We start from the raw sequence: 16,210 nt of genomic DNA, 5'->3' as shown, positions 1-16,210 counted from the left end.
CAGCTTTGACAGACGACCGCCCGTCCGGGTCACGCCCGGAATAAAGATAGACGGCAGGCGATGACTTGAATCTTGGTGCGCCAGGCCTGTCCACACACTATAAGCCCCACAGTATGAGGATTGGCCATGACTGAATCACGACGTCCATACGGCGCTACACAGCCGGAACCGATTGATGACAATGAGGATCGCATGGGCTCGGTGCGCGAGCTGGACTTTGACGATCAAGAGCCGACGGCGCAAATCGGCGATGAACTGCCGCTTGTCGAGCGCAAACACCGGATGCGCGATAAACGGGTGGGCGAGGCCGAGACGACCGATGACGAGATGAGCCCGGAGAACCTGATCCGCGAGGACGGCGCACGGGATGCACAGGAAGAAGGCGAAGGCGAACAGGCCGATTGGGACCTGAGCATCGTGAATGAAGATGACATCGGCGGCGGCAACGGGTTGGATGAGGCCGAATTGGCCGAGCGAGATCCTGTCGACGGCAACCGCTGACACCCTGTAGTTCCAAATGTGGGAGGGAGCTGGCTCCCACATGGGTTGCGTGTTCAGTCGACGAGGGTGCAGGCCATCACGACCGCATCTTCGCGACCGCCGACGGCTGGGTAGTAATCTCGCCGACGGCCGATTTCATTGAAGCCATAGCGTTCATACAGCCGGAACGCGCCGGCATTGCTGTCACGCACTTCGAGGAAACATTCCCGTGCGCTGGCGGCATAGGCGCGGGACATCAGGTGCTCGAGCAGCGCCAGGCCGAGACCGCGGCCCTGGTTTTCCGGTTTGACGGTGATGTTCAGCAAATGCGCTTCATCGAGGATGATCTGCACCACCCCGTGGCCCACTTGCTGCTCACCTTCGAACATCAGCCAGATCTGGTACTTGCCCAGCCCGTCGAGAAAGATCCCGCGGGTCCAGGGGTGGCTGTATGCCGCATATTCGATTTTCAGCACGGCGTCGAGGTCGGCCTCGGTCATCGGGCGGAAGGATAAAGCCTCACTCATCGATTGTTTTCCAGCGCGCCATCAGCCGGCGCATGGCTTGCCAGACATCAGCCTTACGCTGTGGCTCTTCCATTAATAATTCCAGGCCCGGCAGGGCCCATACCGAGCCCAGGCCTTCGACCTGCAGCTCGCGGTACCAGACTTCGGCATCGGCTTCGCCTGCAAACCGCACGGCGGGCAGGCCGATCAGCCACAGGCACACGCAGGGTTCGTCTTCCAGGCGTGCCGACACAAAACCTTGCACAAAATCCCGCGCGGCGTCCGGGCCCTGGTCCATGGTGCCGCGCACCAGCAACGGCCAGCGCACCGGGTCGCCGACGATTTGCGGGCTGTCGGGCAGGCCGGCAGCGCGCAGCATGTCCTTGAGCAACATGTAGGCCGGGTCGCGGGTCTGGAAGCGCTCGCCGGTAGGCAGCTCGACCAGCAACAGGCAACGCCCGGCCCGCAGCAATTGCAGGGCAAACCGCGGCGGTGGGACGACAGGCGCCTTGACCACCGGAGCCGCCTCTTCAGCCACCGCCGGCTTGGCCATCGGCGACGGGCGTGGCACCTCGACCTTGGCGCGTTCGACCACCGGCCGCGTCGGCGGCTCAGGCTTGACCACCGCCACGGGCGCAGCCGCCTCCTCGCCCGACGTTTCCAATCCGTCATCGGGCTCGAGCGCCTGCAGCAGCTCGGGCCGCGACGGGGCGGCAAACGGCAGTTCGGTGCGGGGCAGCCAGTTGACCACCTGCATGGCGGTCAAGTAAGCGCGACGTCGGGACTCGATAAGCACAGCTCGGCCACTTGTGGATAAGTAAAGAGCGGGGATTCTACCGCTGTTCGGTAACAATCGCCCACTGCGCACTGACCGGCTGTGGATAAATCCCGCGCCTGATGCAGTACAATCGCGACTTTTAATCGCCAACCAGCCGGCCATTCCCATGATCGAACCCAAGCGCGTCCTGCGCGCCCTCGCCGAACACTGGGCCTTACTTGAGCCACTGTGCGAACACTTCGACCAAGGCACCCTGAGCCTCGGCGAGCTGCGCGCACAACTGGCCGCCCAACAACTGGACAGCACGCCCCAGGACATCACCAGCCTGCTGGACGTGTGGATTCGCCTGGATATCCTGGTGCCTGTCGCCAAGAGCCCGAACCGTTTCGAGCTCAATGCGCAGATCCACGACTTCCTCGCCTATCTTCGCAAGGAGCACCGGCTTGGCCTGTGCCTGGAAATCGAAGCCTACCTGCGCCACCTCGAGCGCCTGGCCGGTTATATCCAGGACGCCTTCGACATCCGTGACGGCCACGACCTGGCCCGGCAACTGCGCCTGCTCGACATGCGCGTGCGCGACGTGCTGAAAAAACTCGCCAACGACGAACAAGCCCTCGCCGCCGTGGCCGACCGCGCCAAGACCAGCGACCGGCAGATCCCGTTGCGTCAGCGCTACGCCGAAGTGCTGGCGACCTGGGACGAATACGTCGAACCGATGATCCAACTGGTGAACGCCGACGGCGCCTTCGAACAAGGCGTGCGCAAGGTCGAAAACGTGCTGCTGCGCCTGCTCACCGAGCAGCAGCGCCTCGGCCATCTGGTCGACGACGACATGCTGTTGCGCACCCACGCGCGCATCCTCGAAATGCAGACCAGCGCCCAGTTGACCCTGCGTCACGCCCGCGAGCTGCTGCTGCCGCTGCGTGAAGAAGCGCGTCGGCACAACGCCGTGACCCGTGGCGCCGCGCTGGCGCTGTCGGCCATTCGCCGTAAAGGCCTGGACGCGGTGCCGCAGGCCGCGATGCCGATGTTCACCCGGCCGCAAAGCACCTTCCTCGGCAGCGCGAGCCAGGTCGAGGCCTACGTGTACGCCCTGGCGAACTTCGAGCCGAAACCGGCGCGCTTCCCCAAGGCGCACAAGTCCCATAAAGGCGAAGCCCAGCGCGCACCGCGCACGGTCAAGGAAATGCTCGAACGCTGCGAAGACGCGCTGCCGATGCCGGACCTGATGACCTGGCTGCTGGAACAGGAACCGGACGGCGCCACCGACGAATTGCTCTACTGGTTCTCGCGCCTGTCCCGCGAAAAACGCTTCAAGCGCGAGCGCCTGGAACGCCGCGATTACCACACACACGAGCATCAGGTCAGCCTGCGCTCATTCGCCCTGCTCCCGGCCACGCCCGACGCCGCCGAGAATTCTGCGAGCACCCCTTATGCATCTTGATCTATCCGAACTGTCCCAGCTGGCGCCGATCTTTCGCGAGCTGTTCAAGGGTTACCACGTCAGCCGCCGCGACCCGGAGCTGTACGCGCAACTGTCGAATTTCCAGGACCAGTACCGCACGCTGTTCAAGGCCCTGGGCTTTGAACTGGTGTGCGATACCCGTGGTTTCTATTACTTCGTGCCGGATTCGGCCATCGCCAGCGCGCAGGTGAACAAGACCGCGCAGCGCCTGGCGCTGTTCACCTTCATCATCGTCGAGCACCTTGCCGACCAGGGCCGCGACCCGATTGCCGTGCTCGACGGCGGCAGCCTCGGCCGCGATGAACTGCCGTCACTGCTGGAAAAATACCGCGACCTGTTTATCCAGGCCGAAGTGCAAACCCAGGAAGAGCTCGAAGAGAAAATCATGCGCCGCATGACCCAACTGGGTTTTGCCAGCGAAGAAAACGGCATCTATCGCTTCCTGCCGCCGATGCATCGCTTCCTCGATGTGTGCCTGTCGGTGCAACAGGACCGCGACCTCGCGGCCAGCATCCACAGCGTGCTGCCATTGCCGACACCGGTGCTCATCGATGAAGACAGCGATGAAAAACTGCTGAAGACCGATGACCCGCTGGACTTGAGCGACTTTGCCGACGAAAGCGAAGAAGACGCCCTGGCCCGCGCCATTGCCGAAGAACAGGAGACCGACGCATGAGCAAGGAACGCTACGGCATCCGCCGCTTCGCCCTATTGAATACCGCCGGCTACAGCCTCGGTTTGTTCCCGCTCGAAGAGCCGCTGTCGGTGTACGGCGCGAACAACCTGGGTAAATCCGCATCGATCAACGCCTTGCAGTTCCCGATCCTGGCGCGCATGTCGGACATGAGTTTCGGCAAGTACACCCTGGAACAATCGCGGCGCTTCTACTTCGCCACCGACACCAGCTACATCCTCGTGGAAGTCTCCCTGCCCCACGGCCCGCATGTGATCGGCGTGGTCGGGCGCGGCCCGGGCGGTGGTTTCGGTCACCAGTTCTTTGCCTACGCCGGCAAGCTCGACCTGGCCCACTACCAGAAAAACGACACCTGCCTGCGCCAGAAAGAGCTGTTCACCAACCTGGAGCGCGAGGGCCTGAAAGCCTACGAACTCAAGCCCGATGAACTACGCCGTTTGCTGGTCGGCGGCCACACGTCGATCCCACTGGACCTGACGCTGATCCCGCTGCGTTCCACCAGCGAACAGAGCCTGAAGACCTTCCGCGCGCTGTTTATCAACCTGCTGCACATGCGCGAAATCACCGCAGCCAAGCTCAAGCAATTGTTCCTCGATGCGTTCGAGCACAGCCTGCGCTCCGGCAGTGTCGATTACATCGCCGCGTGTGAAGAAGCCTTCCGCGACGTGCGACGCATGGAGCAGGACTACAACTCCCTGGTCGCCGCCGGCCCGCTGGTCGAGGCCCTGGCCAATGGCGTGAAACAACGCGACATCCTGCGCGGTAAATTGCATCGCCTGTCGCCGCTGTTGGACTCGCTGCTGGGCACCTGGTCGGACTACGCCAGTGCGCGCAAGGAAGAGCTGACCATCCAGGCCGAGCACTACCGCAACGAGCAGGACGCGCTGCAGCACGACCAACGTGGCGGCACCCAGGAGCTGATGCGCCTGGAGCGCGAAATCAGCGGTATCCAGCGTTGGCTGGGCGAGCTGTCGGTGCTCAAGCATCGCTTTGCGCTGGTCGATGATGTCAGGGTGCTGGAACAGCAACTGCTGGCAGCCAAGGATGCCCACGATGAACTCGCCGGCGCCCTGGCGCAGTCGCGGCAGTTCAGCGCCGAGGACTTGGACGAGCGCCTGCGCGAGCTGGAAAAACGCCTGAAGTCGGTCAAGCAACAGCTCGATCACGCAGACAACAACAGTTACGCCAAGCTGCGCGAAGAATTCTCGCAGCAAGATGTCGAGCGTCTGATGCGTCTGTTCAACAGTTCGCTGTTCAGCCTGCCGCTGGGTGAACATGGCATCACGCTGGATGAGGACGGCCAGTGGGTCAAATCCCTGGAACTGATCCTCGATGGTTTCAAGGGTGAGCGCTTTGAAGTGCCGGGGCTGTCGATCGACATCTCCCACATCGAGCCGCCCGCCTTGCAGGCCCTGGCGGATCGTGCGGCGTTGCGCGACCAGAAAGAGCGCCTGGAAAAAGAACTCAAGCAGCTCAAGACGCAGCAGGCGGTGGCCTCTGACCGCGCCGCGAGTAAAACCCAGACCGAAGCGCTGTACCAGCAAGTGCTGGACGCGCAAAAGGCCCTGGAAGATTTCCGCCGTGCGCAAACCCTGAGCGCCGAAGAAGGCGAGAAGCTGGAACAGCTGGCGCAGATGGAAGCCGCCCAGGATGAATTGAAACGCTCCAGCGATGCGTTCACCGAACGTGTCCAGCAACTGTCGGCCAAGCTGCAACTGGTCGGTCGCCAGATCGGCGATATGGAAGCCAAGCAACGCACCCTGGATGACGCTTTGCGCCGTCGCCAGTTGCTGCCGGCGGACTTGCCGTTCGGCACGTCGTTCATGGACCCGGTCGACGATTCCATGGACAACCTGTTGCCGCTGCTCAATGACTATCAGGACAGCTGGCAAGGCTTGCTGCGCGCTGATGGCCAGATCGAAGCGCTGTACGCCCAGGTTCGCCTCAAGGGCGTGGCCAAGTTCGACAGCGAGGATGACGTGGAGCGGCGCCTGCAACTGCTGATCAACGCCTATGCTCACCGTACCGACGAAGCCCTGACCCTGGGCAAGGCACGGCGCGCGGCGGTCACCGATATCGCACGGACCTTGCGCAATATCCGCAGCGACTACGACAGCCTGGAACACCAACTGGCCTTGTTCAACCGCGAGATCAACAAGCGCCAGGTGTCGAACCTGCAGAGTTTCCGCATCGTGCTGGCACCGAACAAGGAAGCGCTCAAGCATATCGACCAGATCATCCACAGCGCCGGTCAGTACGAAGAAGGCGAAACCCTGTCGGTGTTCGACTTGAGCCAGAGCGCCGAGCAGGACAACAAGAACGAAGAGGCCAAGGAATACCTGGCGCGCCTGGTGGCGGCCAACCACAACCAGTTGGGCCTCAAGGACTTGTTCGAACTGGCGTTCGAGATCACCAAGGTGCATGGCCAGCCGGTGATTCACACCGACATTGATGGCGCGGCGTCCAACGGCACCACCATGACCATCAAGGCGCTGACCAACATGTATTTGTTGCTGCACTTGATGGACCGCGACCAGGCCGGGCGCGTGCGCTTGCCGTACTACCTCGACGAAGCGGCCGACATCGATGAGAAGAACCAGGCGGCGCTGCTGGAGACCAGCCTGCAATTGGGCTTCGTGCCGATCCTGGCGAGCGTGAAGCCGCAGGTGTCGGCCCAGGTGGCGATCGACCTGGAAGGCGGCAGCGGGCCGAACGGGATCTACATCGATGAGGCGGACTGGAAGTACATCCGGCGCCATGATGCGGTGAAGGCAACGGTGACTGTGCAGGCGGATGAGCCGGAGTTGGATGAGGTCTGACGTTCGGCGGTGAAATGCCAAAAGGCCGCGATCTTATGGATCGCGGCCTTTTTTGTGGGCTGGGGTTTGGTGGTGTTTTTGAGGGCCTCATCGCGGGCAAGCCCCCTCCCACAGGTGAGCGCATTCCTACAGGATAAACGCGGTCACTTGTGGGAGGGGGCTTGCCCGCGATAGCCGCGCCTCGGTCTACTTGCCCAGCGGAATCTTAGGCGCCCAGGTCAGCCACTCATCCTCAAACTTGTCGAACAGCGGGAAGGTCTGCTGCGGCCGCGCGGCGCTGCCCATGCGTTCGCCATCGGGCGTGGCGAAGGCGATGCCGCCGGCAACCAGGGTTTCCAGGGATTCGGTGCGTACCGTCGCGCCTTTGAACAGGCCGAAGTCGAGACCGAAGCCGCTGCTGTTCCAGAAGCGGCTGCCGCTGCGCACCAACGCCGCGTACTTGGGCTCGATCAGGATGTGGATCAGCACGCGGTCGGCGGTCTGGCCCAATTCGTAGCCGGTGACTTTGCCCACAGTGACTTCGCGGTAAGTGACGGGCACGCCTTCTTTGAGCGAACCACGGCGTGCGGCACTCAGTACCAGGCTCAGGCCTGCCTCCTGGTGGACGGCTTCGGGCGGCTGGTCCAACGCGACGAAGCTCTTCTGCGGCCCGGCGTTTTTCAGCGCGGGCAGTACTTCGATGTATTGGCCGGTGACCAGGGTTTCCAGGTTCGAGGTTTTCATCAGGCCCAGTTCCGGCTTGACCACCCAGAACTGGCTGCCGACGCGTGCGATGCGATCCGTCACCTGGGTGATGCGCGCACCGAGCAGCACCGATTGCAGATCGGCGCTGAGGTCGACGCTCTCGATCTTACCGACGTCCAGGCCTTTGAAACGCACCGGGGTGCCGGGGCGCAGGCCGTCGGCGCGGTCGACTTTGATGGTCACCAGGGTGCCACTCTGATTGGCCGCTTCACGATCGGCGAACAGGCGGAAACGTGGGATACGTTTTTTCAGCGGCACGTTCGGTTCCGGCGTTTCAAAGGCGATACCGCCGGACATCAGGCTGGCCAGGGATTCGCTTTTCACCTGGATACCGCCGGTGAGGCCGCCGGTCAGGGTCACGCCGCTGGCGTTCCAGAAACGCGTCGAACCATTGACCAGGTTGGCGTACTCCTTCTCGATATGGACGCCGATCACCAGTTGCTTGTTTTTGCGCGAGAACTGGTAGCTCTGCACCGAGCCGACCTTGACCTGCTTGTAGAGGATCGGGCTGCCGACATCCAGGGAGCCGAGGCTGTCGGTGAACAGCACCATGTGCAGGCCAGGGGAACGCAGGTCCAAGGGCGGCGCCTTGGCTCGAGCCACGTATTCCCGTTGGGGCGGAGAACCTTTGTCACCGGGACGAACCGCGATGTAGTTACCTTTGACCAACGCCTCGAGCCCAGTGATACCAGCCAGGGAAATCGACGGCTTGACCACCCAGAACTGGGTGTCCTGTACCAGGTAGTCTTCGGCCAATGGGTCGAGGGTCAGCTCGGCGTTGGCGCTGGACAGGTCCGGGTCGATCTTCAGGGTTTTCAGGCTGCCGACCTGGATGCCTTTGTACATCACCGGGGTGCGCCCGGCCTGCAGGCCTTCGAAGTCGGTGAGTTTGACCTTGACCTTGATGCCGGCGGCGGCGGCGTCGAAGTCTTCATACAGACGGAAGGGCAGGCTCGAGTCGGTCGGCGGGCTGTCCTTGCGATTCTCCGGGGTGGCGAAGGCGATACCGCCGGCGACGATGCTGGAGAGCGATTCGCTGCGCACCTTCACGCCGGAGAGGTTGGCGTCGATGCTGATGCCGCTGGCGTTCCAGAAACGCGTGTGTTTGCGCACCAGGCTGGCGTAGGTCGGTTCGATGTAGACCTTGATCTCGACGGTGCTCTGGTCCTCGGACAACAGGTAGCTTTTGACCTGGCCGACCTGGATCTGCTTGTAGAACACCGGGCTGCCGCGGTTGAGCGAGCCAAGGCGGTCGGCCTTGATGGTCAGGTGCAGGCCTGGCTTGGCGTCGGACAAGGGCGGTTCTTCGGACAGCGCCTTGAATTTGCGTGTGGGCTCACCGTCGCCGGGGCTGGCGGCAATGTAGTTCCCCGACACAAGGGTCTCCAGGCCGGTGATGCCGGCGAGGCTGACGCTGGGTTTGACCAGCCAGAAGCGCGTGTTGGTCTTGAGGTATTGCTCGACGTCCTTGTTCATCTCGATGGTGGCAATCACCCCGCGATTGTTGCCTTCGTCGTCCAGGGCCAGGGTCTTGACCTTGCCCACGGGCATGCCTTTGTAGACTACTTCGGTCTTGTTGACCTGGATGCCTTCGCCGCTTTCGAAGCGTACCTGGATCTCGATGCCTTGCTGAGAATAGGCACGCCAGCCCAACCAACCGCCGATGATCAGGGCGATCAGGGGCAGTACCCAAATAGCCGACCAGTTGGAAGCCGGGCGGGTTTTAGCTTTAGGCAAATCACTCATGGTCGTCGTCCGACTCCGTGTTATCCCAAATCAGTCGGGGATCAAAAGTTACTGCGGCAAGCATCGTCAAGATCACCACACTGGCGAACGCCGCCGCGCCGAGGTTGGCCTCGACACTGGCAAGCCGTCCAAAGTTTACAACCGCCACCAGGATGGCGATCACGAAGATATCCAGCATGGACCAGCGGCCGATGAATTCGATAAAGCGGTACATGATAATCCGTTGTTGCGCCGACAGCGGTTGGTGACGCTGCACCGAGAACAGTAGCAGACCAATACCTACGAGCTTGAACGTCGGCACCAGGATGCTGGCGATGAACACCACGGCGGCGATGGGGAACATGCCGTGCTGCACCAGTTGGATCACGCCGGACATGATGGTACTGGGATCGCCCTGGCCGAGGGAATTGACGGTCATAATCGGTAACAGGTTGGCCGGGATATAGAGAATCGCAGCGGTGATCAGCAAGGCCCAGGTGCGCGTCAGGCTGTTGGGGCGACGGGCATGGACCAGCGCACCGCAACGGGTGCAGGTTTGCTCATCGGTGTCTGGTTCTTGCTTGTTCAATTCGTGGCATTCGGTACAAATCAGAATGCCTGCATCAATCGCCCGCATGATCATCCTCTCCTGACAGTGCTTGCCAGATCTGGTGGGGCGACATCACCACCTCAAGCAGAACCTGAACCATTAATAGGCTGACGAAGCAGACCAGACCCAGGCCAATCGTGATGGAGGCCATGTCGGCGAGCTTTACGATCGCCACCAGGACGCCCATCAGGTACACCTCCAACATCCCCCAATCTCTCAGGTGATGGTAAATGCGGTAGAGCAACAGCCCGTAACTGCGACCGATGTTCCAGCGGATGCTGAGCAACACCGCCAATTGGCAGAGCAACTTGAGCAGGGGAATACCCATGCTGCACAGGAACACGACGGCAGCGACGCCGTGCATGCCGGTGTCGAACAGGCCGACGACGCCGGTCCACACGGTGTCCTCCGAGGACTGCCCGAGTAGATTGAGCTGCATGATGGGCAAAAAGTTCGCGGGGATGTACAACAATAGCGCTGCCAAGACTAAGGCGAGGCTTCGTTCGACGACGTTGTGGCGATGTGCGTACAGCTCGTAACCGCAGCGCGGGCACTGGGCTTTTTCGCCGAGGGCGAGCACAGGTTTGCGCATCAATAAATCGCACTCATGGCATGCCACCAGGTCGTCCAGGGGTAAATCCGACACCTTGGGGGCATCAACCGGATCGGGCATAGATAGGGCTCGGACGCTAAAAAAAGGTTAGGTACCTATTCTAGTGGTCTGGTTCAGAAATAACTGCGCAATTTTGTCGAGTACCGAGGGGGGCGAGCCACTTGACCCTTTCCGACCGCCCAAAACAAAACCCCTGTCTGCGCGAGCAAACAGGGGTTCTGGAATTTAATCTTGACGATGACCTACTCTCACATGGGGAAACCCCACACTACCATCGGCGATGCATCGTTTCACTGCTGAGTTCGGGATGGGATCAGGTGGTTCCAATGCTCTATGGTCGTCAAGAAATTCGGGTACTGAGTCGTGGCCAGCTGGCCTCGCTTCAGCAAATTGGGTATGCGATAGTTTTCGGTGTTTTGTAAGAGTCGAACTTTCGGTTCGTTTCGTCTTCACACACCGCAATCTGATGCTCTTTCGAGTAGTCAAATTGCTTGGGTGTTATATGGTCAAGCCTCACGGGCAATTAGTATTGGTTAGCTCAACGCCTCACAGCGCTTACACACCCAACCTATCAACGTCGTAGTCTTCGACGGCCCTTCAGGGGACTCAAGGTCCCAGTGAGATCTCATCTTGAGGCTAGTTTCCCGCTTAGATGCTTTCAGCGGTTATCTATTCCGAACATAGCTACCCGGCAATGCCACTGGCGTGACAACCGGAACACCAGAGGTTCGTCCACTCCGGTCCTCTCGTACTAGGAGCAGCCCCTCTCAAATCTCAAACGTCCACGGCAGATAGGGACCGAACTGTCTCACGACGTTCTAAACCCAGCTCGCGTACCACTTTAAATGGCGAACAGCCATACCCTTGGGACCGGCTTCAGCCCCAGGATGTGATGAGCCGACATCGAGGTGCCAAACACCGCCGTCGATATGAACTCTTGGGCGGTATCAGCCTGTTATCCCCGGAGTACCTTTTATCCGTTGAGCGATGGCCCTTCCATACAGAACCACCGGATCACTAAGACCTACTTTCGTACCTGCTCGACGTGTCTGTCTCGCAGTCAAGCGCGCTTTTGCCTTTATACTCTACGACCGATTTCCGACCGGTCTGAGCGCACCTTCGTACTCCTCCGTTACTCTTTAGGAGGAGACCGCCCCAGTCAAACTACCCACCATACACTGTCCTCGATCCGGATAACGGACCTGAGTTAGAACCTCAAAGTTGCCAGGGTGGTATTTCAAGGTTGGCTCCACGCGAACTGGCGTCCACGCTTCAAAGCCTCCCACCTATCCTACACAAGCAAATTCAAAGTCCAGTGCAAAGCTATAGTAAAGGTTCACGGGGTCTTTCCGTCTAGCCGCGGATACACTGCATCTTCACAGCGATTTCAATTTCACTGAGTCTCGGGTGGAGACAGCGCCGCCATCGTTACGCCATTCGTGCAGGTCGGAACTTACCCGACAAGGAATTTCGCTACCTTAGGACCGTTATAGTTACGGCCGCCGTTTACCGGGGCTTCGATCAAGAGCTTCGCGTTAGCTAACCCCATCAATTAACCTTCCGGCACCGGGCAGGCGTCACACCCTATACGTCCACTTTCGTGTTTGCAGAGTGCTGTGTTTTTAATAAACAGTCGCAGCGGCCTGGTATCTTCGACCGGCATGAGCTTACGGAGCAAGTCCTTCACCCTCACCGGCGCACCTTCTCCCGAAGTTACGGTGCCATTTTGCCTAGTTCCTTCACCCGAGTTCTCTCAAGCGCCTTGGTATTCTCTACCCAACCACCTGTGTCGGTTTGGGGTACGGTTCCTGGTTACCTGAAGCTTAGAAGCTTTTCTTGGAAGCATGGCATCAACCACTTCGTCATCTAAAAGATGACTCGTCATCAGCTCTCGGCCTTAGAATCCCGGATTTACCTAAGATTCCAGCCTACCACCTTAAACTTGGACAACCAACGCCAAGCTGGCCTAGCCTTCTCCGTCCCTCCATCGCAATAACCAGAAGTACAGGAATATTAACCTGTTTTCCATCGACTACGCTTTTCAGCCTCGCCTTAGGGACCGACTAACCCTGCGTCGATTAACGTTGCGCAGGAAACCTTGGTCTTTCGGCGTGGGTGTTTTTCACACCCATTATCGTTACTCATGTCAGCATTCGCACTTCTGATACCTCCAGCAAGCTTCTCAACTCACCTTCACAGGCTTACAGAACGCTCCTCTACCGCATCACTTACGTGATACCCGTAGCTTCGGTGTATGGTTTGAGCCCCGTTACATCTTCCGCGCAGGCCGACTCGACTAGTGAGCTATTACGCTTTCTTTAAAGGGTGGCTGCTTCTAAGCCAACCTCCTAGCTGTCTAAGCCTTCCCACATCGTTTCCCACTTAACCATAACTTTGGGACCTTAGCTGACGGTCTGGGTTGTTTCCCTTTTCACGACGGACGTTAGCACCCGCCGTGTGTCTCCCATGCTCGGCACTTGTAGGTATTCGGAGTTTGCATCGGTTTGGTAAGTCGGGATGACCCCCTAGCCGAAACAGTGCTCTACCCCCTACAGTGATACATGAGGCGCTACCTAAATAGCTTTCGAGGAGAACCAGCTATCTCCGAGCTTGATTAGCCTTTCACTCCGATCCACAGGTCATCCGCTAACTTTTCAACGGTAGTCGGTTCGGTCCTCCAGTTAGTGTTACCCAACCTTCAACCTGCCCATGGATAGATCGCCCGGTTTCGGGTCTATTCCCAGCGACTAGACGCCCTATTAAGACTCGCTTTCGCTACGCCTCCCCTATTCGGTTAAGCTCGCCACTGAAAATAAGTCGCTGACCCATTATACAAAAGGTACGCAGTCACCTAACAAAGTAGGCTCCCACTGCTTGTACGCATACGGTTTCAGGATCTATTTCACTCCCCTCTCCGGGGTTCTTTTCGCCTTTCCCTCACGGTACTAGTTCACTATCGGTCAGTCAGTAGTATTTAGCCTTGGAGGATGGTCCCCCCATATTCAGACAAAGTTTCTCGTGCTCCGTCCTACTCGATTTCATGACTAAGAGATTTTCGCGTACAGGGCTATCACCCACTATGGCCGCACTTTCCAGAGCGTTCCGCTAATCTCAAAGCCACTTAAGGGCTAGTCCCCGTTCGCTCGCCACTACTAAGGGAATCTCGGTTGATTTCTTTTCCTCAGGGTACTTAGATGTTTCAGTTCCCCTGGTTCGCCCCTTACACCTATGTATTCAGTGTAAGGTAACCATCTTATGATGGCTGGGTTCCCCCATTCAGACATCTCCGGATCAAAGTCTGTTTGCCGACTCCCCGAAGCTTTTCGCAGGCTACCACGTCTTTCATCGCCTCTGACTGCCAAGGCATCCACCGTATGCGCTTCTTCACTTGACCATATAACCCCAAGCAATCTGGTTATACTGTGAAGACGACATTCGCCGAAAATTCGAATTTCTCAATTAAGAGAACTCACAAATTTTACCTTAGCCTGATCCGTTACCAGTGAAAGTAACGTTCAGTCTATCTTTCTATCACATACCCAAATTTTTAAAGAACGATCTAATCAAAGACTAGAAATCAACATTCACCATCATCACGATGGAATGCTCATTTCTAAGCTTTCAAACTTCAGAAGCAGTAGTGGTGGAGCCAAACGGGATCGAACCGTTGACCTCCTGCGTGCAAGGCAGGCGCTCTCCCAGCTGAGCTATGGCCCCGTATTTCTACAGGTTCCCACACAAAATTGGTGGGTCTGGGCAGATTCGAACTGCCGACCTCACCCTTATCAGGGGTGCGCTCTAACCAACTGAGCTACAGACCCAATTTCGGGCTGCTTCTTATCGTCTTCTTCAATGAATCAAGCAATTCGTGTGGGAACTTATGGAGCAGCTGATGTCGTCGATTAAGGAGGTGATCCAGCCGCAGGTTCCCCTACGGCTACCTTGTTACGACTTCACCCCAGTCATGAATCACACCGTGGTAACCGTCCCCCCGAAGGTTAGACTAGCTACTTCTGGTGCAACCCACTCCCATGGTGTGACGGGCGGTGTGTACAAGGCCCGGGAACGTATTCACCGCGACATTCTGATTCGCGATTACTAGCGATTCCGACTTCACGCAGTCGAGTTGCAGACTGCGATCCGGACTACGATCGGTTTTCTGGGATTAGCTCCACCTCGCGGCTTGGCAACCCTCTGTACCGACCATTGTAGCACGTGTGTAGCCCAGGCCGTAAGGGCCATGATGACTTGACGTCATCCCCACCTTCCTCCGGTTTGTCACCGGCAGTCTCCTTAGAGTGCCCACCATTACGTGCTGGTAACTAAGGACAAGGGTTGCGCTCGTTACGGGACTTAACCCAACATCTCACGACACGAGCTGACGACAGCCATGCAGCACCTGTCTCAATGTTCCCGAAGGCACCAATCTATCTCTAGAAAGTTCATTGGATGTCAAGGCCTGGTAAGGTTCTTCGCGTTGCTTCGAATTAAACCACATGCTCCACCGCTTGTGCGGGCCCCCGTCAATTCATTTGAGTTTTAACCTTGCGGCCGTACTCCCCAGGCGGTCAACTTAATGCGTTAGCTGCGCCACTAAGAGCTCAAGGCTCCCAACGGCTAGTTGACATCGTTTACGGCGTGGACTACCAGGGTATCTAATCCTGTTTGCTCCCCACGCTTTCGCACCTCAGTGTCAGTATCAGTCCAGGTGGTCGCCTTCGCCACTGGTGTTCCTTCCTATATCTACGCATTTCACCGCTACACAGGAAATTCCACCACCCTCTACCATACTCTAGTCAGTCAGTTTTGAATGCAGTTCCCAGGTTGAGCCCGGGGATTTCACATCCAACTTAACTAACCACCTACGCGCGCTTTACGCCCAGTAATTCCGATTAACGCTTGCACCCTCTGTATTACCGCGGCTGCTGGCACAGAGTTAGCCGGTGCTTATTCTGTCGGTAACGTCAAAACAATCACGTATTAGGTAACTGCCCTTCCTCCCAACTTAAAGTGCTTTACAATCCGAAGACCTTCTTCACACACGCGGCATGGCTGGATCAGGCTTTCGCCCATTGTCCAATATTCCCCACTGCTGCCTCCCGTAGGAGTCTGGACCGTGTCTCAGTTCCAGTGTGACTGATCATCCTCTCAGACCAGTTACGGATCGTCGCCTTGGTGAGCCATTACCTCACCAACTAGCTAATCCGACCTAGGCTCATCTGATAGCGCAAGGCCCGAAGGTCCCCTGCTTTCTCCCGTAGGACGTATGCGGTATTAGCGTCCGTTTCCGAACGTTATCCCCCACTACCAGGCAGATTCCTAGGCATTACTCACCCGTCCGCCGCTCTCAAGAGAAGCAAGCTTCTCTCTACCGCTCGACTTGCATGTGTTAGGCCTGCCGCCAGCGTTCAATCTGAGCCATGATCAAACTCTTCAGTTCAAACATCTTTGGGTTTTTAAGAAACCCTAAACTTGGCTCAGCAATCGTTGGTTACATCTTTGATTTCTCGCGGAGTAACTTGTGATGCTGATAATCTTGTTGACTATCAGTCTGACTCCACAAGCACCCACACGAATTGCTTGATTCAGTTGTTAAAGAGCGGTTGGTTAAGATCTTTCGTCTCAACCGAGGCGCGCATTCTACAGCAGCCTCATTTGCTGTCAAGTGATTATTTTCAGAAGTTTTCAAAGTTTCCTTTGTAACTTCAACCACTTGCGCTTCCGATCTCTCGTTAGCGGGAGGCGAATTCTACAGCGTTACACGCTGCTGTCAACA

9 protein-coding genes, 2 tRNA genes and 3 rRNA genes are annotated in these 16,210 nt (G+C 58.2%); 4 read left to right on the top strand and 10 right to left on the bottom strand.

What is annotated here, in order from left to right; genetic code table 11:
• Nucleotides 1–126: 126 nt before the first annotated feature.
• On the top strand, nucleotides 127–501 hold the full coding sequence (locus tag LQ249_RS04255; RefSeq protein ID WP_046384824.1) for a hypothetical protein: 375 nt from the start codon (nucleotides 127–129) through the stop codon (nucleotides 499–501).
• A 53-nt stretch (nucleotides 502–554) separates the two neighbouring features.
• Here LQ249_RS04255 and rimI read toward each other — a convergent pair whose 3' ends face one another.
• Together rimI and LQ249_RS04245 are read right to left on the bottom strand one after the other, a co-directional pair.
• On the bottom strand, nucleotides 555–1,007 hold the full coding sequence (rimI, locus tag LQ249_RS04250) for a ribosomal protein S18-alanine N-acetyltransferase (protein ID WP_046384825.1): 453 nt from the start codon (nucleotides 1,005–1,007) through the stop codon (nucleotides 555–557).
• Nucleotides 1,000–1,743, bottom strand: coding sequence for a hypothetical protein (locus LQ249_RS04245; protein WP_017844510.1), 744 nt, complete (start codon nucleotides 1,741–1,743; stop codon nucleotides 1,000–1,002). The genes rimI and LQ249_RS04245 overlap by 8 nt, the downstream gene beginning before the upstream one ends.
• A 187-nt stretch (nucleotides 1,744–1,930) precedes the next feature.
• On the opposite strand from LQ249_RS04245, the gene mksB reads away from it, so the two are divergent.
• Genes mksB through mksF form a run of 3 tightly spaced genes read left to right on the top strand, consistent with a single transcriptional unit; the run spans nucleotide 1,931 to nucleotide 6,742 of the window.
• On the top strand, nucleotides 1,931–3,208 hold the full coding sequence (gene mksB, locus LQ249_RS04240; RefSeq protein ID WP_017844511.1) for an Mks condensin complex protein MksB: 1,278 nt from the start codon (nucleotides 1,931–1,933) through the stop codon (nucleotides 3,206–3,208).
• A complete protein-coding gene (mksE, locus tag LQ249_RS04235) occupies nucleotides 3,198–3,905 on the top strand; it encodes an Mks condensin complex protein MksE (RefSeq protein WP_046384827.1) in 708 nt (235 codons plus the stop codon). Before mksB ends, mksE begins: the two co-directional genes overlap by 11 nt.
• Nucleotides 3,902–6,742, top strand: a complete 2,841-nt coding sequence (mksF, locus tag LQ249_RS04230) for an Mks condensin complex protein MksF (protein ID WP_079442760.1) — start codon at nucleotides 3,902–3,904, stop codon at nucleotides 6,740–6,742. The genes mksE and mksF overlap by 4 nt, the downstream gene beginning before the upstream one ends.
• A 186-nt stretch (nucleotides 6,743–6,928) precedes the next feature.
• Here the strand turns inward: mksF and LQ249_RS04225 are convergent, their stop codons facing one another.
• The 8 genes from LQ249_RS04225 to LQ249_RS04190 form a co-directional block, all read right to left on the bottom strand.
• The gene (locus tag LQ249_RS04225; RefSeq protein WP_057005632.1) at nucleotides 6,929–9,232 is read right to left on the bottom strand and encodes a PqiB family protein; all 2,304 of its coding nucleotides are present in this window, start codon (nucleotides 9,230–9,232) and stop codon (nucleotides 6,929–6,931) included.
• Nucleotides 9,225–9,848, bottom strand: a complete 624-nt coding sequence (locus LQ249_RS04220) for a paraquat-inducible protein A (protein WP_046384829.1) — start codon at nucleotides 9,846–9,848, stop codon at nucleotides 9,225–9,227. The genes LQ249_RS04225 and LQ249_RS04220 overlap by 8 nt, the downstream gene beginning before the upstream one ends.
• Nucleotides 9,835–10,494 carry a paraquat-inducible protein A gene (locus LQ249_RS04215; protein WP_046384830.1) on the bottom strand — a complete coding sequence of 220 codons (660 nt, stop codon included), beginning with the start codon at nucleotides 10,492–10,494 and terminating at the stop codon, nucleotides 9,835–9,837. The genes LQ249_RS04220 and LQ249_RS04215 overlap by 14 nt, the downstream gene beginning before the upstream one ends.
• Nucleotides 10,495–10,663: 169 nt before the next feature.
• Nucleotides 10,664–10,779, bottom strand: a 5S ribosomal RNA gene (gene rrf, locus LQ249_RS04210).
• A gap of 157 nt (nucleotides 10,780–10,936) precedes the next feature.
• A 23S ribosomal RNA gene (locus tag LQ249_RS04205) occupies nucleotides 10,937–13,828 on the bottom strand.
• A 247-nt stretch (nucleotides 13,829–14,075) separates the two neighbouring features.
• A tRNA-Ala gene (locus LQ249_RS04200) sits at nucleotides 14,076–14,151 on the bottom strand.
• A gap of 27 nt (nucleotides 14,152–14,178) precedes the next feature.
• Nucleotides 14,179–14,255: transfer RNA gene (locus tag LQ249_RS04195), tRNA-Ile, on the bottom strand.
• 82 nt (nucleotides 14,256–14,337) lie between these two features.
• Nucleotides 14,338–15,874 (bottom strand): 16S ribosomal RNA (locus tag LQ249_RS04190).
• Together the 16S, 23S and 5S rRNA genes with 2 tRNA genes alongside form the textbook arrangement of a ribosomal RNA operon.
• Nucleotides 15,875–16,210: the final 336 nt, after the last annotated feature.

Origin of the sequence: Pseudomonas sp. 7-41 (assembly GCF_021233075.1) — a bacterium.
GTDB classification, from domain to species: domain Bacteria; phylum Pseudomonadota; class Gammaproteobacteria; order Pseudomonadales; family Pseudomonadaceae; genus Aquipseudomonas; species Aquipseudomonas veronii.
Note: the sequence above shows the minus strand (reverse complement) of the source record. Positions and strands in the feature narration are given on the sequence as shown.